We start from the raw sequence: 19089 nt of genomic DNA on the forward strand, positions 1-19089 counted from the left end.
TTTCCTATGTTAAAATAGAGAAAAGAAATTTTTTCCTGTCCTGTTCTCCAAAAAGGAAGGGGGATCTCTTTTCGATGAAGTTTCAGAAAGGTGCAAGGCTAAAGGAAGATTTATACTCCAATACCGGCATCCTGCTGTTGCGGAAAGGAACGTTTCTCACTGCAAAACTGGCTTCCATTTTAAATAAATATGAAGTCGTACCGGATCCTTCGCTCAAAGGGAGAAGGATTGCCGCGGAAGTGACGGGCATTTTCCATGATGTTTTATATGAAAATATTTACCGTTCCATGGAAGAACTGCAGCAAACGATTCGAGTCAAAGCGGAACTGTGCGATGCCGAAATCCAGGATATGGAGAAAAATTTCCACAGGCTGTACAAAGAAGTGCTCGCCACCCATACCTCTTTTTTGGAATTGATGGAACATTTTTCATCGGATGAATATTTGTTCAAGCATTGTATCCATGTCGGCCTGATTGCCGCCAGCATCGGAAAAATGCTGAAATTGCCGCACGAGAAGCAAAATCTATTGGCTCAAATGGGGCTTTTCCACGATATCGGAAAATTCACCATTGATCCGCGCATCCTCAATAAGCCTGGAAAATTGACGAATGAAGAGTTCGCGGTGATAAAAACGCATCCTGCGGCGGGATACCGGCTGCTTGAAAATACTTCTTTGGATCCGATGATTTTAAAAGGTGCGCTGATGCACCATGAACGGTTGGACGGTTCGGGTTACCCGGAAGGCAGGAAAAATATCCCTTTTCTTGTCAGAATCTTGTCCGTGGCAGATACGTTTGATGCGATCTGTTCCAACCGCGCATACCGCCGGAGGCAACCGGTATTCTATGCGATTGACGAATTGATGGCCGATGCAAAAGCCGGCCGCCTGGATTCCGAGGTCGTCCTTCCTTTTGCCAACTTCCTGATGGAAAATTACCGGAATCAGCCGATCACCATGCGAAATGGTGCCAGAGGAAAAATTGTCCATATTCATCCCCTCTATCCGAATCAGCCCATCCTTAAAATAGAAGGTTATCCGTTGTTAAACCTCAAGGAACAAAAACTGACCCTGTTTCAAATTGCAAACATGCAATAATCGTCCGGCCCCGTATAAAAACGGGAGCCGGGGCCGCCCGCAATTTTTATGAAGTTTTAAACTGGGCAGCCGCTTTTTTCAAGGCATCGGCCATCCGCTGTAAGTTTGTTTTGGGTTCCCGTCAAGCCGGCCGCCCCTTCCGTGAGGCTGAGCGTGCCTGTTCCATCCGTTTTTTCAGCGGGCAGATGATATAAGTTGTGAAAACAGAAGCGCCATTTTAAGGAGGATGCTTTTCTTGACCATGATATTTCCTGCCCAATGCAGTCCTGAAAATTTAAAAACAAAGCAAAATACTTTCCGGAGGTCAAAGTGTGGAAAAATGTACGCTTGCAGGCGAGTACATTTAGAGATAGGTCTTCCCATGGGAAATATGATGTCAAAAATTGGTGAGCTATTAAAAGATACAAACAGCCTTATCGAATTTGAAAAACAGATCCAACTTCTGCGCCCATTGACTTGCGTCTCTAATCTTTGATATAGTAAATTTAATTCAATACGCGACGATGAAGGATCAATAGTAACCGGAGGGCTCCTTTTCAAAGCGAGCCGGGGATGGTGGAAGCCCGGCAAGGAAACCGGCGAAACGGCAGTCCGGAGTTATTTTTTCATGGAAAGTGGGTGCGGAAAATCTGCATCAACTGGGGTGGAACCGCGGGAATACAAGCTCTCGTCCCCAGGCTGTTGCCTGGAGCCGGGAGCTTTTTATATTGGAAAAATTCCCGTCCCCAGGGAAACCATTTCAATGAAAAAAGGAGAGATTTTTACAATGAGCGTAACAATGGAACAGATTGTGTCGCACGCCAAACATCGCGGGTTTATCTTCCCGGGTTCGGAAATTTACGGGGGACTTGCGAACACATGGGATTACGGCCCGCTTGGCGTCGAATTTAAAAACAATATCAAAAAGGCGTGGTGGAAAAAATTCATCCAGGAGTCGCCATACAATGTTGGGCTCGACGCCGCAATTTTGATGAACCCGCGCACATGGGAAGCGAGCGGCCACCTCGGCAACTTCAACGACCCGATGATCGACTGCAAAAACTGTAAATCCCGGCACCGCGCCGACAAACTGATCGAAAACGCCCTCCAGGAAAAGGGGATCGAAATGATCGTCGACGGCCTGCCGTTTGAAAAAATGGAAGAACTCATCAAAGAACATGACATTGCTTGCCCGGACTGCGGCAGCAAAAACTGGACCGGCATCCGCCAGTTCAACCTCATGTTTAAAACGTACCAGGGTGTAACCGAAGACAGCGCCAACGAGCTTTACTTACGCCCGGAAACCGCCCAGGGGATCTTCGTCAATTTTAAAAATGTACAGCGGACGATGCGAAAAAAACTACCGTTCGGGATTGCGCAGATCGGCAAAAGCTTCCGGAACGAAATCACACCGGGGAACTTTACTTTCCGCACGCGTGAATTCGAACAGATGGAACTTGAATTTTTCTGCAAGCCGGGCGAAGAGCTGAAATGGTTCGACTATTGGAAGCAGTATGCACGCGAATTTTTGCTGAACCTCGGCATGAAGGAAGAAAACCTGCGTCTGCGCGACCATGAAAAAGAAGAATTGTCCCACTACTCGAACGCGACGACCGACTTTGAATACAAATTCCCGTTCGGCTGGGGCGAACTGTGGGGCATCGCATCCCGCACCGATTATGACTTGCGGCGGCATATGGAATATTCGGGCGAAGACTTCACGTACCTTGATCAGGAAACGAACGAACGCTTCATTCCGTACTGCATTGAGCCGTCGCTTGGCGCAGACCGCGTGGCGCTTGCCTTTATGATTGATGCGTACGACGAAGAGAAACTCGAAGACGGCACAAGCCGCACGGTGATGCACCTGCACCCGGCACTCGCGCCGTACAAAGCCGCCGTTCTGCCGCTGTCGAAAAAACTTTCCGGTGAAGCGCGCGAAATTTTCACTGATTTGTCGAAATCATTTATGGTCGACTTTGACGAAACCGGCTCGATCGGGAAACGGTACCGCCGCCAGGACGAAATCGGCACACCGTTCTGCATCACGTTCGACTTCGATTCGCGCGACGACCACATGGTAACCGTCCGCGACCGCGACACGATGGAGCAAACCCGCCTGCCGATCACCGAACTGAAAGCATTTTTGGAGGAAAAAGTCCAATTTTAATGATGCAAACCCGCAGGAAAATTGTTTTCTGCGGGTTTTGCCACTGTAAAAGGATCCAATTTTTACCAAACATGCAGAGGGGGGGGTACGGTTTCCCGGACTTCTCTGTTTTTTGTTTCGCCGATTTCCTGATTCTTTCCGCCGATATTTTTGACCTTTCCGCCGATATCCCTGGAAAGTCCGCTGATTTCCCCGCGGTTTCCGCTGATTCGGCAGAACAAAGTGGGCAGCTGGCCAAAGTTAAGAGTCCGGCACCGCTTGTTTAGAAATTTTTTACGAAGGAACAGCAGCTCTTCTCCCTGTATTTTTTCGATTCGCCGATTTTCTGGTTCTTTCCGCCGATATTTTTGACCTTTCCGCCGATATCCCTAGAAAGTCCGCTGATTTCCCCGCGGTTTCCGCTGATTCGGTAGAACAAGGTAGGCAGCTGTCCAAAGTTAAGAGCCCGGCACCGCTTGTTTAGAAATTTTTTACGAAGGAACAGCAGCTCTTCTCCCTGTATTTTTTTGTTTCGCCGATTTCCTGATTCTTTCCGCCGATATCCCTGGAAAGTCCGCTGATTTCCCCGCGGTTTCCGCTGATTCGGTAGAACAAGGTAGGCAGCTGTCCAAAGTTAAGAGCCCGGCACCGCTTGTTTAGAAATTTTTTACGAAGGAACAGCAGCTCTTCTCCCTGTATTTTTTTGTTTCGCCGATTTCCTGATTCTTTCCGCCGATATCCCGGGAGATTCCGCTGATTCGGTGGAAAAGGGTCGGGTGTTCAGCCGAAGACAGGGTCTCCGAAGCCAGTTATTTTACAAAGGGAAGCTTTTCTTTTTCATGTTATCGCTGATTTCCTGATTCTTTCCGGCAAGTTCGGTTATGATACAAAAAGGAGCGGTTTTATCACTTACGAAATCATCATCGTTTGATTTAAGATAATGATGCGGCCGTACATTGAGCAACCCGGAGCAGGGCCCGCAAGACGAATTATGCCCGGCCATCAATAAATAAAAAGAAGGGCGGGCAGGGTGCGTTTGACCGGGAGCGCGCCGGGTAAATATTTTTTATAGTCCCGCAAAAAATTGGAGAAAGCCCGATAAGCAAAGCGAAATAGTCTTTACAAACCGCGGCAACGGGAGTAAGATAGGATGTCGTACGTAAAAATATGTTTCATAACTGGACCGCTTAGTCCGGAAACGGAGCGGGGGAACCATGTTGCGGCACTGCGCCGCTTTGGGGTGAATCCTTTCGAAGGTAGGGCCACTCTTATGTCCGAACCCGACAGCTAACCTCGTCAGCGTGATAAGAGAGGATGTGAAACTGTGATCGGGCTTTTGACCACAGGGGAATAATTCTCTTGTGGTTTTTCTGTTTGCTACAATATGAAACATATGAGATAAAAGGAGACTATTCAAATGTTCACCACTATTAAACGATTTTTAATTGGGAGGCCGTTGCGTTCGAATGAACTCGAAGGGCAGAAACTTACCAAATTAAAGGCTTTGGCGATCCTTTCATCCGATGCGCTTTCATCTGTCGCATACGGTCCTGAGCAGGTTTTAATCGTACTGGCAACAGTGGGGGCATTGGCTTTTTGGTACTCGATTCCCATTACAGTCGGGATTTTAATTTTATTGGCAGCACTTATCGTATCTTATCGTCAGGTTATTTTTTCTTACCCTCAGGGCGGCGGGGCATACCTCGTCTCTAAAGAAAACCTTGGGGTCAGTCCCGGCCTTCTTGCAGGCGGATCCCTGCTGGTCGACTATATTTTAACCGTGGCCGTTTCCATATCGGCCGGCACGGATGCCATTACTTCCGCGTTCCAAAGTCTGCACCCGTACAATGTGTACATTGCCGTTTTTCTTGTCCTTGTCATTACCATTTTAAATTTGCGCGGATTGACGGAATCGGCCAATGTTCTCGCTTATCCGGTTTACTTATTTGTGCTGGCGCTTTTCCTCGTCATTGTCGTCGGCTTGTATAAAATCGTAACAGGGCAAATTCCGCCTGATCTGCATCCGCAAATCGGCACGCCGGTAGCAGGCATTTCGCTGTTTATTTTGTTAAAAGCTTTCTCGTCCGGGTGTTCGGCTTTAACAGGGGTTGAAGCAATCTCCAACGCGATCCCGAACTTCCGGGAACCGGCGCCGAAAAACGCGGCCCGTACGCTTTTCATGATGGGGATCATCCTGGCAAGCCTTTTGGCGGGGATCAGTTTCCTTGCCTACTGGTTCGGGATTGCACCGGAAGAAAAACAAACCGTTGTATCGCAAATGGCCCACAAGACATTCGGGAACGGGATATTGTATTATTTTGTCCAGGCAACAACTGCATTGATCCTTGTTCTGGCGGCAAATACCGGGTTTTCGGCATTCCCGCAGCTTGCTTTTAACCTGGCAAGGGATAAATTCATGCCGCGCATGTTTACGATCCGCGGCGACCGGCTTGGTTATTCGAACGGGATTATCTTTCTCGGCGTGGCTTCGATACTTTTGATCATTGCGTTCAGAGGCAATACGGAACGCCTTATTCCGTTATACGCGGTCGGTGTTTTCATTCCGTTTACGCTCGCGCAATGCGGTATGATAGTGAAATGGGTCCGCCAAAAACCAAAAGGGTGGATCGGAAGGATGTCCGTGAACTGTGTCGGTGCCTTTATTACATTCAGCGTTTTGGTGATTTTATTTATTACAAAATTCACCCAAGTTTGGCCGGTGCTCATTTTTTTACCGATTGTCATGAGTGTTTTCAAGAAAGTGAACCGGCACTACCAGGATGTCGGCGAGCAGCTCCGGACTGAAGGCATGTTCCAGGAAGAAATCCGCGACAATGTCATCATTGTTCCGGTAGCCGGCATTACGACAGTGGTGGAACGGACGATTAACTATGCAAAATCTTTATCTGACCAGGTCATCGCAGTTTATGTCGCTTTTGACCACGAAGATGAAAAGAGAATGGAAGAAAAATGGGAAAAGTGGAATAACGGTGTCCGCCTTGTTACTTTGCATTCTTCATACCGGAGCATTATCCAGCCACTCTCGAAATTTTTGGAAATTATTGAGCGGAAAGCAAAGGAAAACAAATACCAGGTTATGGTTTTGATCCCGCAATTTATCCCGAAAAAACGCTGGCAGAACATTTTGCACAACCAATCCGCGCTCCTCATCCGGATGCGCCTCCTTTGGGAAAAAGACATCGTCGTCGCAACTTTGCCGTATCATTTTAAAAAGTAAAAGAAGGGGGCTGTCATCTCGGGCAGCCCCTTTCTTTACGGGCAAACTTTAGCTGGGACTGTAAAGATGCTGAGATCTTACGGCGGGATTTGTCTGTTGGTGCGTTCAAATAGACAAAATGCCGAGGAATCATACGGGAAATGTCTAATTGAAAGTCTCAAAAAGACAAAAGACCCCAGAGAGCGGTGCGAAATGTCTAATTGGCAGTTTTCAACAAGACAAAATGCCGGGAATCATACGGGAAATGTCTCTTAGCGGCATGACCAGCTTGTACTATCCACAAGCCCGCCGGCATTCCACAAAAAAAGCTGCGCAACGGTGCGCAGCCCAAACCTTATTGATAGACAAACAAAACAAACAAAACGACCGCTACGATGATACGGTAGACCGCAAACGGGATCAGCTTCACCTTGTTGATCAGTTTCAGGAAGAAGCGGATCGCAAGCAGCGCGAAAATAAAGGCACTGATGAACCCGACAATAAAAAACGGGATTGTTTGCGCCGTCACAGCATCCCAGTGCTTCACAAGCGAAAGAAAGCTGGCGCCGAACATGATCGGCACTGCCATAATAAACGTGAAATCCGATGCGGCCCGGTGGCTCAATCCGAGCAGGACGCCGCCCGAGATCGTGGAGCCGGAGCGGGAAAACCCCGGCCATAAGGACAGGCATTGGAAAAGCCCGATCAAAAACGCCTGCGTATACGTAATCTGATCAACTGTCTCCGTCTTCGGCCTGCGCGGGCGCAGCAAATCAGCGGCAATCATTAAAATCGCGCCGGCGACAAGGGCAAAGAGCACTGTTTTGATCGAAAACAAGTGGGAATCAATATAATTCTCGAACAAAAACCCGAGCACCGCCGCCGGAAGCAGCCCGACAATGACCTGGGTCAATTTCAGCCGTTCGCCGTACAACTGCTCTTTCGTTATATTTTTCTTCAGCCCGAGCAAATTCAGGAACCTGTCCCAAAATACGACAACCGCCGCCAAAATGGAGCCCATTTGGATGACAACTTTAAATACATTCGCAGCTTCAACACCATAAAGATGGTTCGATTTCAAAATCAGGTCGTCCACAATAATCATATGGCCGGTGGAAGAAACCGGGGCAAATTCCGTCAACCCTTCCACAAGCCCGAGGATTGCGGCGACAAACATGTTCCATAAATGCAAATGCGTCACCTCCAGACTTTTTTATTCTACCATGTACACCGGACAAAGCGAATAAAATTTTTTCACAAAACGATTATATGTACAAGCGGGCATTTTTAGAAATATCGGGATGGGTGCTGTGCATACCCCACAATAATTTCACGGCCGGATACTCGTTCAGCAAGTACCCACGCGATCTTTGAAAAATTATACGGACAGATTTTCCAGAAAATAAATTGATTTCTGCAATTATAAGTTGAAAATGTTTACAATACACTATAAGATGAATACAAAGAAGTTCAGGGAGGGGAAAAAATGCTCGGGAATCTCAGTTTTGGCGAAGTCTTGGTTATTCTTGTGGTGGCATTGTTAATTTTCGGCCCATCAAAACTCCCGCAACTCGGCAGGGCAGCCGGCCAGACGCTGCGCGAATTCAAAAAAGGTGTCCATGAGGTCATGGAAGATGAAGAAAAAACGAAGGTGAAAAAGAGCGAATCATAAACATGAGCCGCTGTCCCGGGCAGCGGCTGTTTTGCTGTTTGAAAAAAATATTTTAGCGGGCTTTAAATATGTTAAGATAAGAATAAAAGAGAAGCGGTTGTCTGAATGCTGAAGGGGGCAAAATCAATATTATGGAGGATCGTTTGTTTTCTTTTTTCCAAAGAAAAGGGGTAAGAAGGATCACCATCTTTGTGCTGATCGCGCTGGTGCTTTATCTTTTGCGTAGCATGATGGACTTGATCTTGCTTACCTTTATTTTTTCCTATTTGGTGAACAGACTGCAAAAAATCGTGACCAAATGGTTCCCGATGAACCGCAGACTGGCGGTTCTCATTTTGTACATTTTGATCGTCGGCGGACTCGCATTTGGGATCGTCAAATACTTGCCGATTTTAATCAATGAAATAACCCAGCTTGTCATGCAAATCTCCGACTTCTACACGAAGCCTCAGCACAACGAAATTTTAAATTACTTGGTAAAAAATATCCAGGAAAAGAAAGTTATGGATTACATGCAGCAGGGCGTTTCCATCCTGCTCGACTATTTCACAAGCGTCAGCAAAGTCAGCCTGCAAGTGTTGATGGCGATTATCCTCAGCCTGTTTTTCCTGCTCGAAAAAGACCGGATTATCCGCTTTACGAAGCAGTTTAAAACAAGCAAGCTTGCGGCGTTTTACGATGAAATGGAGTATTTCGGCATCAAATTTGTGGGAACATTTGGGAAAGTGATCGAAGCGCAGTTCATTATCGCGATCGTCAATTGCCTGCTCACTACGATCGGGCTGTGGATTCTCGGCTTCCCTCAGCTGTTCGGCCTGGCGATTCTTATTTTTGGGTTCGGTCTGATCCCTGTTGCCGGCGTATTCATTTCACTTATTCCGCTTTGCGTCATTGCCTACAGCATCGGCGGAGGGATGAAAGTACTGTACGTCCTCATCCTGGTTGTAATCGTGCACGCGGTTGAAGCGTATGTTCTAAATCCGCAGTTGATGTCATCGAAGACGAATCTGCCTGTCTTCTTTACATTTCTGATCTTAATCTTTTGCGAACATTTCTTCGGCGTGTGGGGGCTGATCCTCGGCATCCCGATTGTTATGTTCTTCCTCGACGTGCTGGAAGTTACCGGCCAGGATGCGCAGCAGAAAAGAAAATAAACACCATTGGGAGCTGCCCAAAAGCTCCATTAAAACAAGAAAACCTGTTGAGATAATCATTTTTCTCAACGGGTTTTTTCATTTAAAACAAATTTCCCCTGAGGAACCGGCACTGTGAAGTTTTATCATGACCGTCAGAGGAAAAAGAGATTTCTGGACAGCTTCCTGCAGCTTACAGGACCGCTGTTCTGCAAATTCCAGGATGAGACATCCACTATTGAAAATACGGATGATCGTGAAACAATAAAATGCAACCCAACATTTTTCTGAAAAAGTATTTTGCTCCTATAAACCGGCACCAGCCAACAGAAAAATTCCATTTATAAAAATATTGATGTTATTCAAATAGACTGATATACTCTAAAATAGAGAGTAGTGTCATGTTTCTAAAAAATGGAAGCGCATCATGAAGGAAAACAGCCGGGGAGGTGATGATGTGATCTCATTCCGTCATGTGAACAAGTATTACGGAAATTTCCATGTTTTAAAAGATATCAATCTCGAAGTCGATGAAGGGGAAGTTGTCGTGATCATCGGTCCTTCCGGGTCTGGGAAAAGCACGATGCTCCGCTGCATCAACCGGTTGGAAGAGATTACCGACGGCGAGCTTTTCGTCAGGAATATCAAAGTCAACGACAAAAAAACCAACATCAACGAACTGCGTAAAAATATCGGCATGGTCTTCCAGCATTTCAATCTGTATCCGCACCGGACCGTTTTGCAAAACATTACGCTGGCGCCGGTCAAAGTGCTCGGCATGAGCAAAGAGGAAGCGGAGAAAAAGGCCATGCATTACCTTGAAAGGGTCGGCATCCCGGATAAGGCGAATGCGTACCCTTCGCAATTATCGGGCGGTCAGCAGCAGCGTGTCGCGATTGCCCGGGGGCTTGCGATGGAACCGAGCATCATGCTGTTTGACGAACCGACTTCCGCGCTCGACCCGGAAATGATCGGGGAAGTGCTCGATGTTATGAAGTCACTTGCAAAAGACGGCATGACAATGGTGGTCGTCACGCACGAAATGGGATTCGCCCGCGAAGTGGCAGACCGCGTCATCTTTATGGACCAGGGGAAAATCATCGAAGACAATACGCCGGAAGCATTTTTCAAAAACCCGCGTGAAGAACGGGCGCGCACCTTTTTAAATCGTGTTCTCAATCATTAAATAAATATATAAGGGGGATTAGCATGGGAAAATTAAAGAAATGGTTCACAGTGGGCTTGGTTTTTGTTTTGGCGGCTGCTTTGATGGCGGGCTGCGGCAAGTCAAAAACGACAAGCAGCAGCGATCCGGTCCAGCAAATCAAGAAAAGGGGAAAAGTGGTTGTTGGGGTCAAATATGATACATATCTATTTGGCTACAAAGATCCGAAAACCGGAAAAGTGGAAGGCTTTGACGTGGACATTGCCAAAGCGATCTCCAAGAAAATTTTCGGCGACAAGGTAAAAGTGCAACTGAAGGAAGTCACGTCCAAAACGCGGATTCCGATGCTTCAAAACGGCGATGTCGACATGGTTGTCGCGACCATGACGATCACGCCGGACCGGAAAAAAGTGGTGGACTTCTCGGATGTTTACTTTGATGCCGGACAGTCGCTCCTTGTGAAAAAAGGCAGCAAGATTAAAAGCGTCAAAGATTTGACAAAAGGCACAAAAGTATTGACGGTAAAAGGTGCAACTTCCGGGGACAACGTCAAGAAAGCCGCACCGGATACGCAAGTGCTGGAATATGAAAACTATCAGGAGGCGTTCACGGCTTTGAAATCCGGAAAAGGGGATGCGCTGACAACCGACAACTCGATCCTTTACGGCATGGCTGCCCAGGATCCGAACTATCAGGTTGTTGGCGGGACATTCACAAATGAACCGTATGGCATCGCGATGAAAAAAGGCAATACGAAACTCGTGAAAGCCGTCAACAAAGCGTTGAAAGAACTGAAAGACAGCGGGGAATACGACAAAATCAAAAACAAATGGATCAAAGAACAATGATCAGGATAAGGGGTGGGCAAAATCGCCCATCCCTTTCCGCTAATGGAACATTAAAGGAGTGAAACAGGTATGCTTGATTTTTCGATCCTCACCGACAATTTCGACCTATACATGCAGGGTTTCGTCAACACGATTAAAATCAGCATTATCGGCCTCATCGCCAGTTTCATCCTCGGCAACATCATTGCCGTTTTCCGCCTTGCCCCTGTCAAGCTGCTGAATTTGATCGGTACCGTCTACGTGGAAGTTATCCGCAACATTCCATTAATCCTGACCGGTTTCTTTTTCTACAACGGGCTCAGTTATTTCCACATTAACTTCAGCGGATTTACCGCAGGCACCATTGCGCTTTCCATTTATACCGCCGCCTTTATCGCAGAAGCCGTGCGCGCCGGTATCCAATCGGTGGACAAGGGCCAGCTCGAAGCAGCGCGTTCCACGGGCCTGACGTATATCCAGGCGATGCGCTATGTGATCCTGCCGCAAGCGATCAAAATCGTCATCCCGCCGATTGGCAACCAATTCCTGAACCTGGTCAAAAACTCCTCCATCCTCGGGGTTTTCGCCGGTCTCGACCTTATGTACTACGCCGATATTATCCACGAAAAAACTTGGGTTACGTTTGATACGTATATTTTTGTCGGTATGTTTTACCTTGTCCTGACCATTCCGCTCAGCCTGCTCGTGAATTTCTTGGAACGCCGGCTGGCAAAGACCGATTAATCTTACAAGGAGGGGGAACATCATGGACTTTGCCGGAGCATATTCAAGCAGTAATTTGATTTATTTGCTGCAGGGCTTTGCGGTTACTTTGAAAGTTGCCATTGTCGCGATTGTGTTAAGCTTCATTTTCGGCTGCATACTCGGCATTTTGCGCTACGCAAAAATCCCGGTGGTATCTCACGTGGTGGCGCTTGTGGTCGAAGTAATCCGGAACCTGCCGCTTATTTTAATTATATTTTTTACATATTTTGCCCTGCCGGAAATCGGCATCAAAATGAGTGTCACGATGGCTGCAATTGCGGCTTTGACCGTGTTTGAATCGGCGATGATTGCCGAAATTGTACGCGGCGGTTTGAACTCGATCCCAAAGGGGCAGATCGAAGCCGCCCGTTCGTCAGGCCTCAGTTATATCCAAACGCTGTGGTACATTATCTTGCCGCAGGCTTTGAAAAAAATGATCCCGCCGCTCGTGAGCCAGTTCATCTCACTGTTAAAAGACACTTCGCTTGCAATCATCATCTCGCTGCCGGAACTGTTGCATAATGCAAAAGGCGTCTACAGCGGGGAAAGCGGTGCGAAATACATCATCCCGATCCTGCTGCTCGCCGGATTTATGTATTTTATTGTCAACTACCTGTTGTCGATTTTGGCGCGGAGGTTGGAAAAACGCCTCGATCCGGACCGCTCCGCCGCCAAACAGCTCGCCAACACAACCGAAAACTTGCTTTAACGGTATCCCGGCTTTTGGGATACCCTTTTTGGTTTTGGACATCTTGAACAAGGCCTTCTCAAGCACTTGCAGTTACAACCCGCTTCGGAGCAAACCCACCGTGCAAAACCAGGCCTTTTACAGGGGCGCAATAGAATATTTCAATGTGTAAATTTTTCAAAACAGCCTTTAGAAGCTTGCTAAGGTTCATAACGAGGCAAAAAATAAGTGTGAACGTACCTTATAAGCCATCTAAGGTCTATTGAGAAGAAAAAATAAGCTTCGAACGTCCCTTATAAGCAAGCTAAGGACCATTGGGAGGAAGAAATAAGCTTCGAACGTACCTTATAAGCCATCTAAGGTTCATTGAGAGGAAGAAATAAGCTTCGAACGTACCTTAGGAGCAAGCTAAGGACCATTGGGAGGAAGAAATAAGCTTCGAACGTACCTTAGGAGCAAGCTAAGGACCATTGGGAGGAAGAAATAAGCTTCGAACGTCCCCTTATAAGCAAGCTAAGGACCATTGGGAGGAAGAAATAAGCTTCGAACGTCCCTTATAAGCCATCTAAGGTCCATTTCGGGTCAAAACCGACATTGAAACAGCTGTAAATGGGCACATTATTTCGGCAAAAAACAGTCGGTTTTTTTCAAATTACTCCAGATTTTTCACGAAAAATTAAGCATATGCACTGTATATTACGAATAATGATGCTCTTTGGTGGCTTGACATGGAGCCTCTGTGGGCATGGCTTGATGGCGATGCGATGGGGTTAGGAGAAAAAAGAAAATCGCCAAAGCTAACTAGCCTACCATGTTCACCACTCCATATCAAGCCGTGTATTGAATATTATACATCTGGAATAATTTGAATATCACAATCTGAAATAATGTGGAAATTCACAAAATGGTCTTGACAACGCCCGAAAAGGCCATTTCGCAGCAAAGCCACCAGCGAACATGTCATTATAAAAGCCCAAAAACCAACTCGAACCAACCCAAAGCGGTCTTGAAAAAAGTAAACTGCCCCAGCCTGTATCGCCGGGGCAGCACCAAACTCATTACCACCCGATCGGAGCTCCATCGCTTCTTGGGTCGGTTCCCCCGATCCGGAACTCGTTTTCATCAATTTGAATGGCATGCGCCTGGCCCATCACACCGTCAAAATCTTTGACTTTTTTTACAGAATGTCCAGCATCGGCCAATTGCTTCAAAACTTCGTCGCCCACACGCGCTTCCACTTTTAAATCATTGGAAGCTTCCCCCCAGGTCCGTCCCCACACAAAACGCGGTTCACTGACGGCCTGCTGCGGATCCATCCCGTAATCAATCATTCTTGTAATCACAGCCGTCTGTGTCTGCGGCTGGCCTTCGCCTCCCTGTGTCCCGTACAAAATTGCAGGTTTTCCGTCCAAAAAGGCCATCGCAGGCATCAGCGTATGGAATGTCCGTTTGTGCGGCTCAAGACGGTTCACATGCTGCGGATCTAAAGAAAAATAAGACCCCCTGTTTTGCAGCAGGATGCCGGTGCTGCCGGCCACCACTCCGGAGCCGAACTCAAAATAAAGACTTTGGATAAACGAAACGGCATTTCCATCTTCATCAACCACCGCTGCATAAGCGGTATCGCGCCCGAGCGGCTCAGATTCCGCTTCAGCTGCCCGGTTCCGGTCAATTGCTGCGGCAAGCTGGGCCCCGTATGCTTTGCTCAGCAATTGATCTAACGGAATATCATAAAATTCCGGATCCGTCAGCACTTGGTCGCGGTCGCGGAAACTTTTTTTCAAAGCTTCCGCCAGCAAATGAAAATAATCAAACGAGCGCGGATGTATGGAAGAAAAATCAAAATGTTCCAATATATTAAGCGCCATCAACGCGGAAAAACCTTGCGAATTCGGCGGTAACTGGTAAATGGTATAACCGCGGTAATCGGTCGAAATCGGATCCACCCAGTCCCCGTGATGGTCGGCAAAATCATCGATTGTTAAGTAACCGCCGTTTTCTTTTAAATAAGAAACGATTTCCTTTGCGATACCGCCTTTATAAAATGCATCGCGCCCCAGTTCGGCGATTTGCTGCAAAGACCGGCCGAGCTCTTTTTGGACGAACCGGGAACCCGGCGCAGGGATTTGCCCGCTTGGAAGATAGATGTCGCATCCCGGCCGGCTGCCTGCCAATGCCCCGTAAGCAGTCCGGGTGTTTTTCGCCTGGTGCGTGGACAAGGGAAAGCCGTTTAAAGCATAACCGATCGCCGGCTCCAGCACGTCCCCTAGCTGCAGCCGCCCGTAAGTTTTTAAAATTGCATCCCAGCTGTCCACCATACCGGGCACCGTGATACAGCTCCTTGTTCCCCTCAACGGGATCGACTGTTCCCCTTCGTAACACGATAAGTTTACCTGATAACCGCTGCGTCCGCTCCCGTTAAAGGCATTGAGACGCTGTTCAGCTTCATTCCAGATCAGCCAAAAAGAATCACCGCCAAGCCCTGTCATATGCGGATAGACAACAGCCAAACACGCGCTCACAGCAACCGCTGCGTCAAAAGCATTTCCCCCCTTTTCCAATATTTTTGCCCCTGCCATGGAAGCCAAATAATGCGGGCTGACAACCATCGTTTTCGTGCCAATGACCGGTTTACTCCCCATTTTTTTACTCCTTTCTCGAATCATCTTGTAATAAATTTTAAATCATTTGGAAATATCAGTATAGTCTAATTCTATATTTTTAACGCGCATAGCAGACATGGAGTATTTTGTTTGGGCCAATAAGAATAAGAAGCTACCTGCCAGTAGCAATATGCCGGATATGTAAAACCCAATTTCGATTTTGCCGGTTAATTCCGCAAAATATCCTGTAATATATGGCGCGAAAATAGAGGATAACATCCCCGCGAAATTAAAGATGCCGTAAGCACGGGCATACATATGCGCAGGTGTATTGTCCGCCACAAAGGAGATTAAAACAGGATCAAGCGCAAGTTTTCCAATAAGGCCGTAAATCACTAGACCTGCCAGCATCAAAAAATAACTATGGACATACGGAATCATAAATTGGCAAATAGCACCACACAATGCAAGAACGAGAATGAGCGGCTTCTTATTTTTAACCTGGTCCGAAAGATGACCGAAGAAAATAGCACCAGGGATAGACGCCCATGGTACAAGCGATGCAATAATCCCCGTTTTAGAAGCATCGATTCCTCTTGCTGTCTGCAAGTAGTATGGAAGCCAGGTCATCATACTGAAAAAACCGTATAGCGAGCAGAAAATTAAGATATAAGTCAAAATGTGATTGCGGCTGAAGAGTACTCTTATATTTTGGATTTCATGAAAATTTGACGGTTCTTGCAAATGTGTCGTATGGTTTTTAGTATCTTTTATAAAGATGCCGATAAGCGCTGCAACGAAAACTGTTAAAATCCCAAACAAATAGAAGGAAAACTGCCAATCTTTTTTTAATGTAAAGGTAAAGTAACTGGATGCGATAAAGCCTAAGGAAATCCCCAACGCCATTCCGCTGTTAATCATTGCGGATGAAATCCCCCGGTATTTTTTAGGAATGCTGTTGGAAGAGATGCCGTATTGCGGTCCGTAATAAGTCCCTTCACCTAAGCCGGTCAATGCCCTCACCAAAAGAAATACAAGAAAACCGGGAGCCAGGCCGCTTAAAAAAGTACCGATGCCAAATAATACATATCCACTGACCAAGATTTTTAATCTTCCAAACCGGTCGGCCAGAAAGCCTGCAGGAATTTGCATAAAAGCATAGGTAATAAAAAATACGGTTGACATCAATCCGAGTTCGCTTTTTGACAGCCCCCATTCACTTTGGATCGTACCCATAACCGGGGATAAAATATTGCGGTCAGCATACATAAAAGCCCAGCCCAGTGAAAAAAGGATAATTAATAAAATTGGATGGTTTTTCTTCATGATTTTCCTCCTCTTTTTTTGTGTAAAATTATGTAACATAAAATCCAAAAAGAAACGTTTTTCCTTTTTTCACGTAATGTAATATCACATCAAAAAATTGTCAATGAATGCCTGTTTTAAAACGATTCCTTCACCATACACTTTCCTTTCTTTTTGTAAGAGAAAGAGGGCATTTTTGCTGCAAACTGTAATCTAACAAAGAAATGAAAACGAAACCACAATAAATTTTGAAGTAATTAAAATATTTTTATTATTTTTTAGTTGAACGTACAAATAAATTTATATATATTTAGTCATATAGAAAGCAGGAGTTGCATTTTGATTGCAAATCGTAATGGGAAATGGGGGATTCGGATGTCGGATTGTATGGACGATATTGACCGCCAAATTATCCAGATTTTGATCCAAAATGGGAGAATTTCTTACACGAATTTGGCGAAAGAAGTGAATTTGTCACGGGTTGCCGTGCAGGCACGCATCAATACGCTTATTGAAAACGGCGTTATAGAACGGTTCACCGCTGTGATTAACCCGGAGAAAACGGGCATCACCGTTTCTGCCTTTTTTAATGTCGAAGTCGAACCGAAACATCTGCAGGAAGTCGCCGCCATTTTGGCCGAAGAACCGGCAGTTTCAAGCCTTTATCACATGACAGGCCCAAGCAAGCTCCATATGCACGGCTTGTTCAAAGACAACCGGGAAATGGAGGCGTTTTTGGAAGAAAAACTGTATCCGCTGCCGGGGATCACGAGCGTGGATTGCCAAATTTTAATCAAACGCTACAAAAGCAGGATCGGCATGAAACTGTAATTTCGAGGAGGTTATGTTTTGGAAAAGAAACAAAACGCGTATGTCCAGCTGGCGATGGCCATGCTCCGTACCGGCATTCTCGGATACGGCGGCGGCCCGTCCGTTATGCCGCTGTTCCGATATGAAGCGGTTACGCGCTACAAATGGACAGATGATGAAGAATTTGGGGAAATATTGGCGATTGCGAACGCTTTGCCGGGGCCCATTGCCACAAAAATGGCGGCATACTTGGGCTATAAATTGAAAAAAACAAGCGGTGCGGTGGTGGCCGTTTTATTTCATATTTTTCCAAGTAGTATCGCTATGATTGCTTTATTGTCGCTTGTCACCGTCTTAAGCCATTCCAAGGTTGTTATCGGGATGATCGCCGGTGTCATGCCCGTCGTTGCGGTGATGCTGGGCGAGATGGCTTACAATTTTGGAGAAAAAACGGTTAAAGGCTTGGGAACTGTATTTGGGATTGCGATGTTTGCGGTTTCTTTTCTCCTGCTGGAAACCGTCCATATCCATCCGGCGATTGTCATTATGATTTTTTTGGCATATGGGAGTGTCCACTTCCGGCTGGCTGGGAAGCGGGAAAATCGTGAAAAAGAAAGGGATGTCGCAGGATGAGGGTATGGATTCAGTTAATGGTTGGTTTTTTTATTGCAAATGTGCTCGGATACGGCGGGGGGCCGTCATCGATTCCGTTGATGTATAATGAAATTGTTTCTCATTACCATTGGCTCAATGACAGCGAATTTTCCAATATGCTGGCGCTCGGCAATGCACTCCCGGGCCCGATCGCCACAAAAATTGCAGCTTTTGTCGGCTACGGTGCAGGCGGATGGGTTGGCCTGTTTGCTGCTTTGGCCGGCACGATCCTCCCGTCAGCCGTTGCGCTCATCTTGTTATTAAAAGTTTTACATAAGTACCGCCAGTCTCCGGTTGTAAAAGGCATGTCCCTTTTGGTGCAGCCGGTGATCGCCATCATGATGGCCGTCCTGACGTGGCAGATGGCGAAAAACTCCATTGCGCAAATCGGCATATGGCAGGCGCTCGGCATTGCCGCTGTCGCCTTTTGGGCCATGCAAATCCGCAAAATCCACCCCGCTCTTGTAATTGTCGCGGCATTTGCATACGGCGGCATCGTCCTCAGCCATGTTGTATAAAGAACGGGGTTGTCAAAGGCAACCCCGCATTATTTTTTCGCGGGAGTGCGTTCCATACAAAACTGATTTATTAGACCTTTTCGCTGATATATTAAGTATTCCCGCTGATTTCTAGGAGAAGTCCGCCGATTTCTCCCCGGTTTCCGCTGATTCCGCGGTACAGAGTGGGGCGGTGGTTCCAAAAATTCTAAGTTCGGACCCATTATTTGGAAATTAAGCAAAGGGTACACATCTTATTCCTCTGTTTTTCATGTCAACGCTGATTCTTTGGGCCTTCCTGCTGATATGTTAAGTATTCCCGCTGATTTCTAGGAGAAGTCCGCCGATTTCTCCCCGGTTTCCGCTGATTCCACGGTACAGAGTGGGGCGGTGGGTCAAAATTTCTGAGTCCAGAGCTGTTTATCTGTAATTTGACCGATCCTCTAACGTTTCAATTTCATTCAATTTGTTAGCTTCGCTGATTCTTTGGGTCTTCCCGCTGATATGTTAAGTATTCCCGCTGATTTT

At 46.6% G+C, this 19089-nt stretch carries 15 protein-coding genes and 1 riboswitch; of the genes, 12 read left to right on the forward strand and 3 right to left on the reverse strand.

Features of this window, described 5'->3' with window-relative positions; translation table 11 throughout:
• Positions 1–74: 74 nt before the first annotated feature.
• The 3 genes from GBH70_RS04675 to kimA all read left to right on the forward strand — a co-directional run bounded on the left by GBH70_RS04675 (position 75) and on the right by kimA (position 6463).
• Positions 75–1097 carry an HD-GYP domain-containing protein gene (locus GBH70_RS04675; RefSeq protein ID WP_151679944.1) on the forward strand — a complete coding sequence of 341 codons (1023 nt, stop codon included), beginning with the start codon at positions 75–77 and terminating at the stop codon, positions 1095–1097.
• 766 nt (positions 1098–1863) lie between these two features.
• Positions 1864–3246, forward strand: coding sequence for a glycine--tRNA ligase (locus GBH70_RS04680; RefSeq protein ID WP_151679945.1), 1383 nt, complete (start codon positions 1864–1866; stop codon positions 3244–3246).
• A gap of 1153 nt (positions 3247–4399) precedes the next feature.
• Positions 4400–4543, forward strand: a riboswitch (cyclic di-AMP (ydaO/yuaA leader).
• A 99-nt stretch (positions 4544–4642) separates the two neighbouring features.
• Complete coding sequence (kimA, locus tag GBH70_RS04685; protein WP_151679946.1) at positions 4643–6463, forward strand: potassium transporter KimA; 1821 nt, start codon at positions 4643–4645, stop codon at positions 6461–6463.
• Between the two features lie 334 nt (positions 6464–6797).
• On the opposite strand, the gene GBH70_RS04690 is transcribed toward kimA, so the two are convergent.
• On the reverse strand, positions 6798–7634 hold the full coding sequence (locus GBH70_RS04690) for an undecaprenyl-diphosphate phosphatase (RefSeq protein WP_151679947.1): 837 nt from the start codon (positions 7632–7634) through the stop codon (positions 6798–6800).
• Between the two features lie 294 nt (positions 7635–7928).
• On the opposite strand from GBH70_RS04690, the gene tatA reads away from it, so the two are divergent.
• The 6 genes from tatA (at position 7929) to GBH70_RS04720 (ending at position 12713) form a co-directional block, all read left to right on the forward strand.
• Positions 7929–8114, forward strand: coding sequence for a twin-arginine translocase TatA/TatE family subunit (gene tatA, locus GBH70_RS04695; protein WP_151679948.1), 186 nt, complete (start codon positions 7929–7931; stop codon positions 8112–8114).
• A 131-nt stretch (positions 8115–8245) separates the two neighbouring features.
• On the forward strand, positions 8246–9268 hold the full coding sequence (locus GBH70_RS04700; RefSeq protein WP_151679949.1) for an AI-2E family transporter: 1023 nt from the start codon (positions 8246–8248) through the stop codon (positions 9266–9268).
• Positions 9269–9704: 436 nt separating this feature from the next.
• Positions 9705–10433: an amino acid ABC transporter ATP-binding protein gene (locus GBH70_RS04705; protein ID WP_151679950.1), complete on the forward strand. Its 729-nt coding sequence runs from the start codon at positions 9705–9707 to the stop codon at positions 10431–10433.
• 23 nt (positions 10434–10456) lie between these two features.
• On the forward strand, positions 10457–11260 hold the full coding sequence (locus GBH70_RS04710; protein WP_151679951.1) for a transporter substrate-binding domain-containing protein: 804 nt from the start codon (positions 10457–10459) through the stop codon (positions 11258–11260).
• 69 nt (positions 11261–11329) lie between these two features.
• Positions 11330–11983 carry an amino acid ABC transporter permease gene (locus tag GBH70_RS04715; RefSeq protein ID WP_151679952.1) on the forward strand — a complete coding sequence of 218 codons (654 nt, stop codon included), beginning with the start codon at positions 11330–11332 and terminating at the stop codon, positions 11981–11983.
• Positions 11984–12005: 22 nt separating this feature from the next.
• On the forward strand, positions 12006–12713 hold the full coding sequence (locus tag GBH70_RS04720; RefSeq protein ID WP_151679953.1) for an amino acid ABC transporter permease: 708 nt from the start codon (positions 12006–12008) through the stop codon (positions 12711–12713).
• A 1037-nt stretch (positions 12714–13750) separates the two neighbouring features.
• On the opposite strand, the gene ggt is transcribed toward GBH70_RS04720, so the two are convergent.
• Positions 13751–15334 (reverse strand): gamma-glutamyltransferase, encoded by a 1584-nt coding sequence (gene ggt / locus GBH70_RS04725; protein WP_151679954.1) that lies wholly within the window; start codon positions 15332–15334, stop codon positions 13751–13753.
• A gap of 42 nt (positions 15335–15376) precedes the next feature.
• Entirely contained in the window at positions 15377–16621 is a 1245-nt protein-coding gene (locus GBH70_RS04730) for an MFS transporter (RefSeq protein WP_151679955.1), read from the reverse strand.
• A gap of 354 nt (positions 16622–16975) precedes the next feature.
• Between GBH70_RS04730 and chrS the strand changes: the two genes are divergently transcribed.
• The 3 genes from chrS to chrA are packed head-to-tail and all read left to right on the forward strand — an operon-like array spanning position 16976 to position 18582.
• A complete protein-coding gene (gene chrS, locus GBH70_RS04735; protein WP_151679962.1) occupies positions 16976–17431 on the forward strand; it encodes a chromate efflux transcriptional regulator ChrS in 456 nt (151 codons plus the stop codon).
• Between the two features lie 18 nt (positions 17432–17449).
• Positions 17450–18043 carry a chromate efflux transporter ChrB gene (chrB, locus tag GBH70_RS04740; protein WP_151679956.1) on the forward strand — a complete coding sequence of 198 codons (594 nt, stop codon included), beginning with the start codon at positions 17450–17452 and terminating at the stop codon, positions 18041–18043.
• A complete protein-coding gene (gene chrA, locus GBH70_RS04745) occupies positions 18040–18582 on the forward strand; it encodes a chromate efflux transporter ChrA (RefSeq protein WP_151679957.1) in 543 nt (180 codons plus the stop codon). Before chrB ends, chrA begins: the two co-directional genes overlap by 4 nt.
• The last annotated feature ends 507 nt before the right edge of the window (positions 18583–19089 follow it).

It is taken from the genome of Weizmannia acidilactici (genome assembly GCF_008974225.1).
GTDB classification, from domain to species: domain Bacteria; phylum Bacillota; class Bacilli; order Bacillales; family Bacillaceae_C; genus Weizmannia; species Weizmannia acidilactici.

What these genes read in the sequence shown, in the direction of transcription:
- chrA (WP_151679957.1), top strand. Translation starts at nt 18,040, where the DNA reads ATGAGGGTATGGATTCAGTTAATGGTTGGTTTTTTTATTGCAAATGTG.
- GBH70_RS04710 (WP_151679951.1), top strand. Translation starts at nt 10,457, where the DNA reads ATGGGAAAATTAAAGAAATGGTTCACAGTGGGCTTGGTTTTTGTTTTG.
- kimA (WP_151679946.1), top strand. Translation starts at nt 4,643, where the DNA reads ATGTTCACCACTATTAAACGATTTTTAATTGGGAGGCCGTTGCGTTCG.
- GBH70_RS04730 (WP_151679955.1), bottom strand. Translation starts at nt 16,621, where the DNA reads ATGAAGAAAAACCATCCAATTTTATTAATTATCCTTTTTTCACTGGGC.
- GBH70_RS04675 (WP_151679944.1), top strand. Translation starts at nt 75, where the DNA reads ATGAAGTTTCAGAAAGGTGCAAGGCTAAAGGAAGATTTATACTCCAAT.
- GBH70_RS04680 (WP_151679945.1), top strand. Translation starts at nt 1,864, where the DNA reads ATGAGCGTAACAATGGAACAGATTGTGTCGCACGCCAAACATCGCGGG.
- chrS (WP_151679962.1), top strand. Translation starts at nt 16,976, where the DNA reads ATGTCGGATTGTATGGACGATATTGACCGCCAAATTATCCAGATTTTG.
- GBH70_RS04715 (WP_151679952.1), top strand. Translation starts at nt 11,330, where the DNA reads ATGCTTGATTTTTCGATCCTCACCGACAATTTCGACCTATACATGCAG.
- tatA (WP_151679948.1), top strand. Translation starts at nt 7,929, where the DNA reads ATGCTCGGGAATCTCAGTTTTGGCGAAGTCTTGGTTATTCTTGTGGTG.
- GBH70_RS04720 (WP_151679953.1), top strand. Translation starts at nt 12,006, where the DNA reads ATGGACTTTGCCGGAGCATATTCAAGCAGTAATTTGATTTATTTGCTG.
- ggt (WP_151679954.1), bottom strand. Translation starts at nt 15,334, where the DNA reads ATGGGGAGTAAACCGGTCATTGGCACGAAAACGATGGTTGTCAGCCCG.
- GBH70_RS04700 (WP_151679949.1), top strand. Translation starts at nt 8,246, where the DNA reads ATGGAGGATCGTTTGTTTTCTTTTTTCCAAAGAAAAGGGGTAAGAAGG.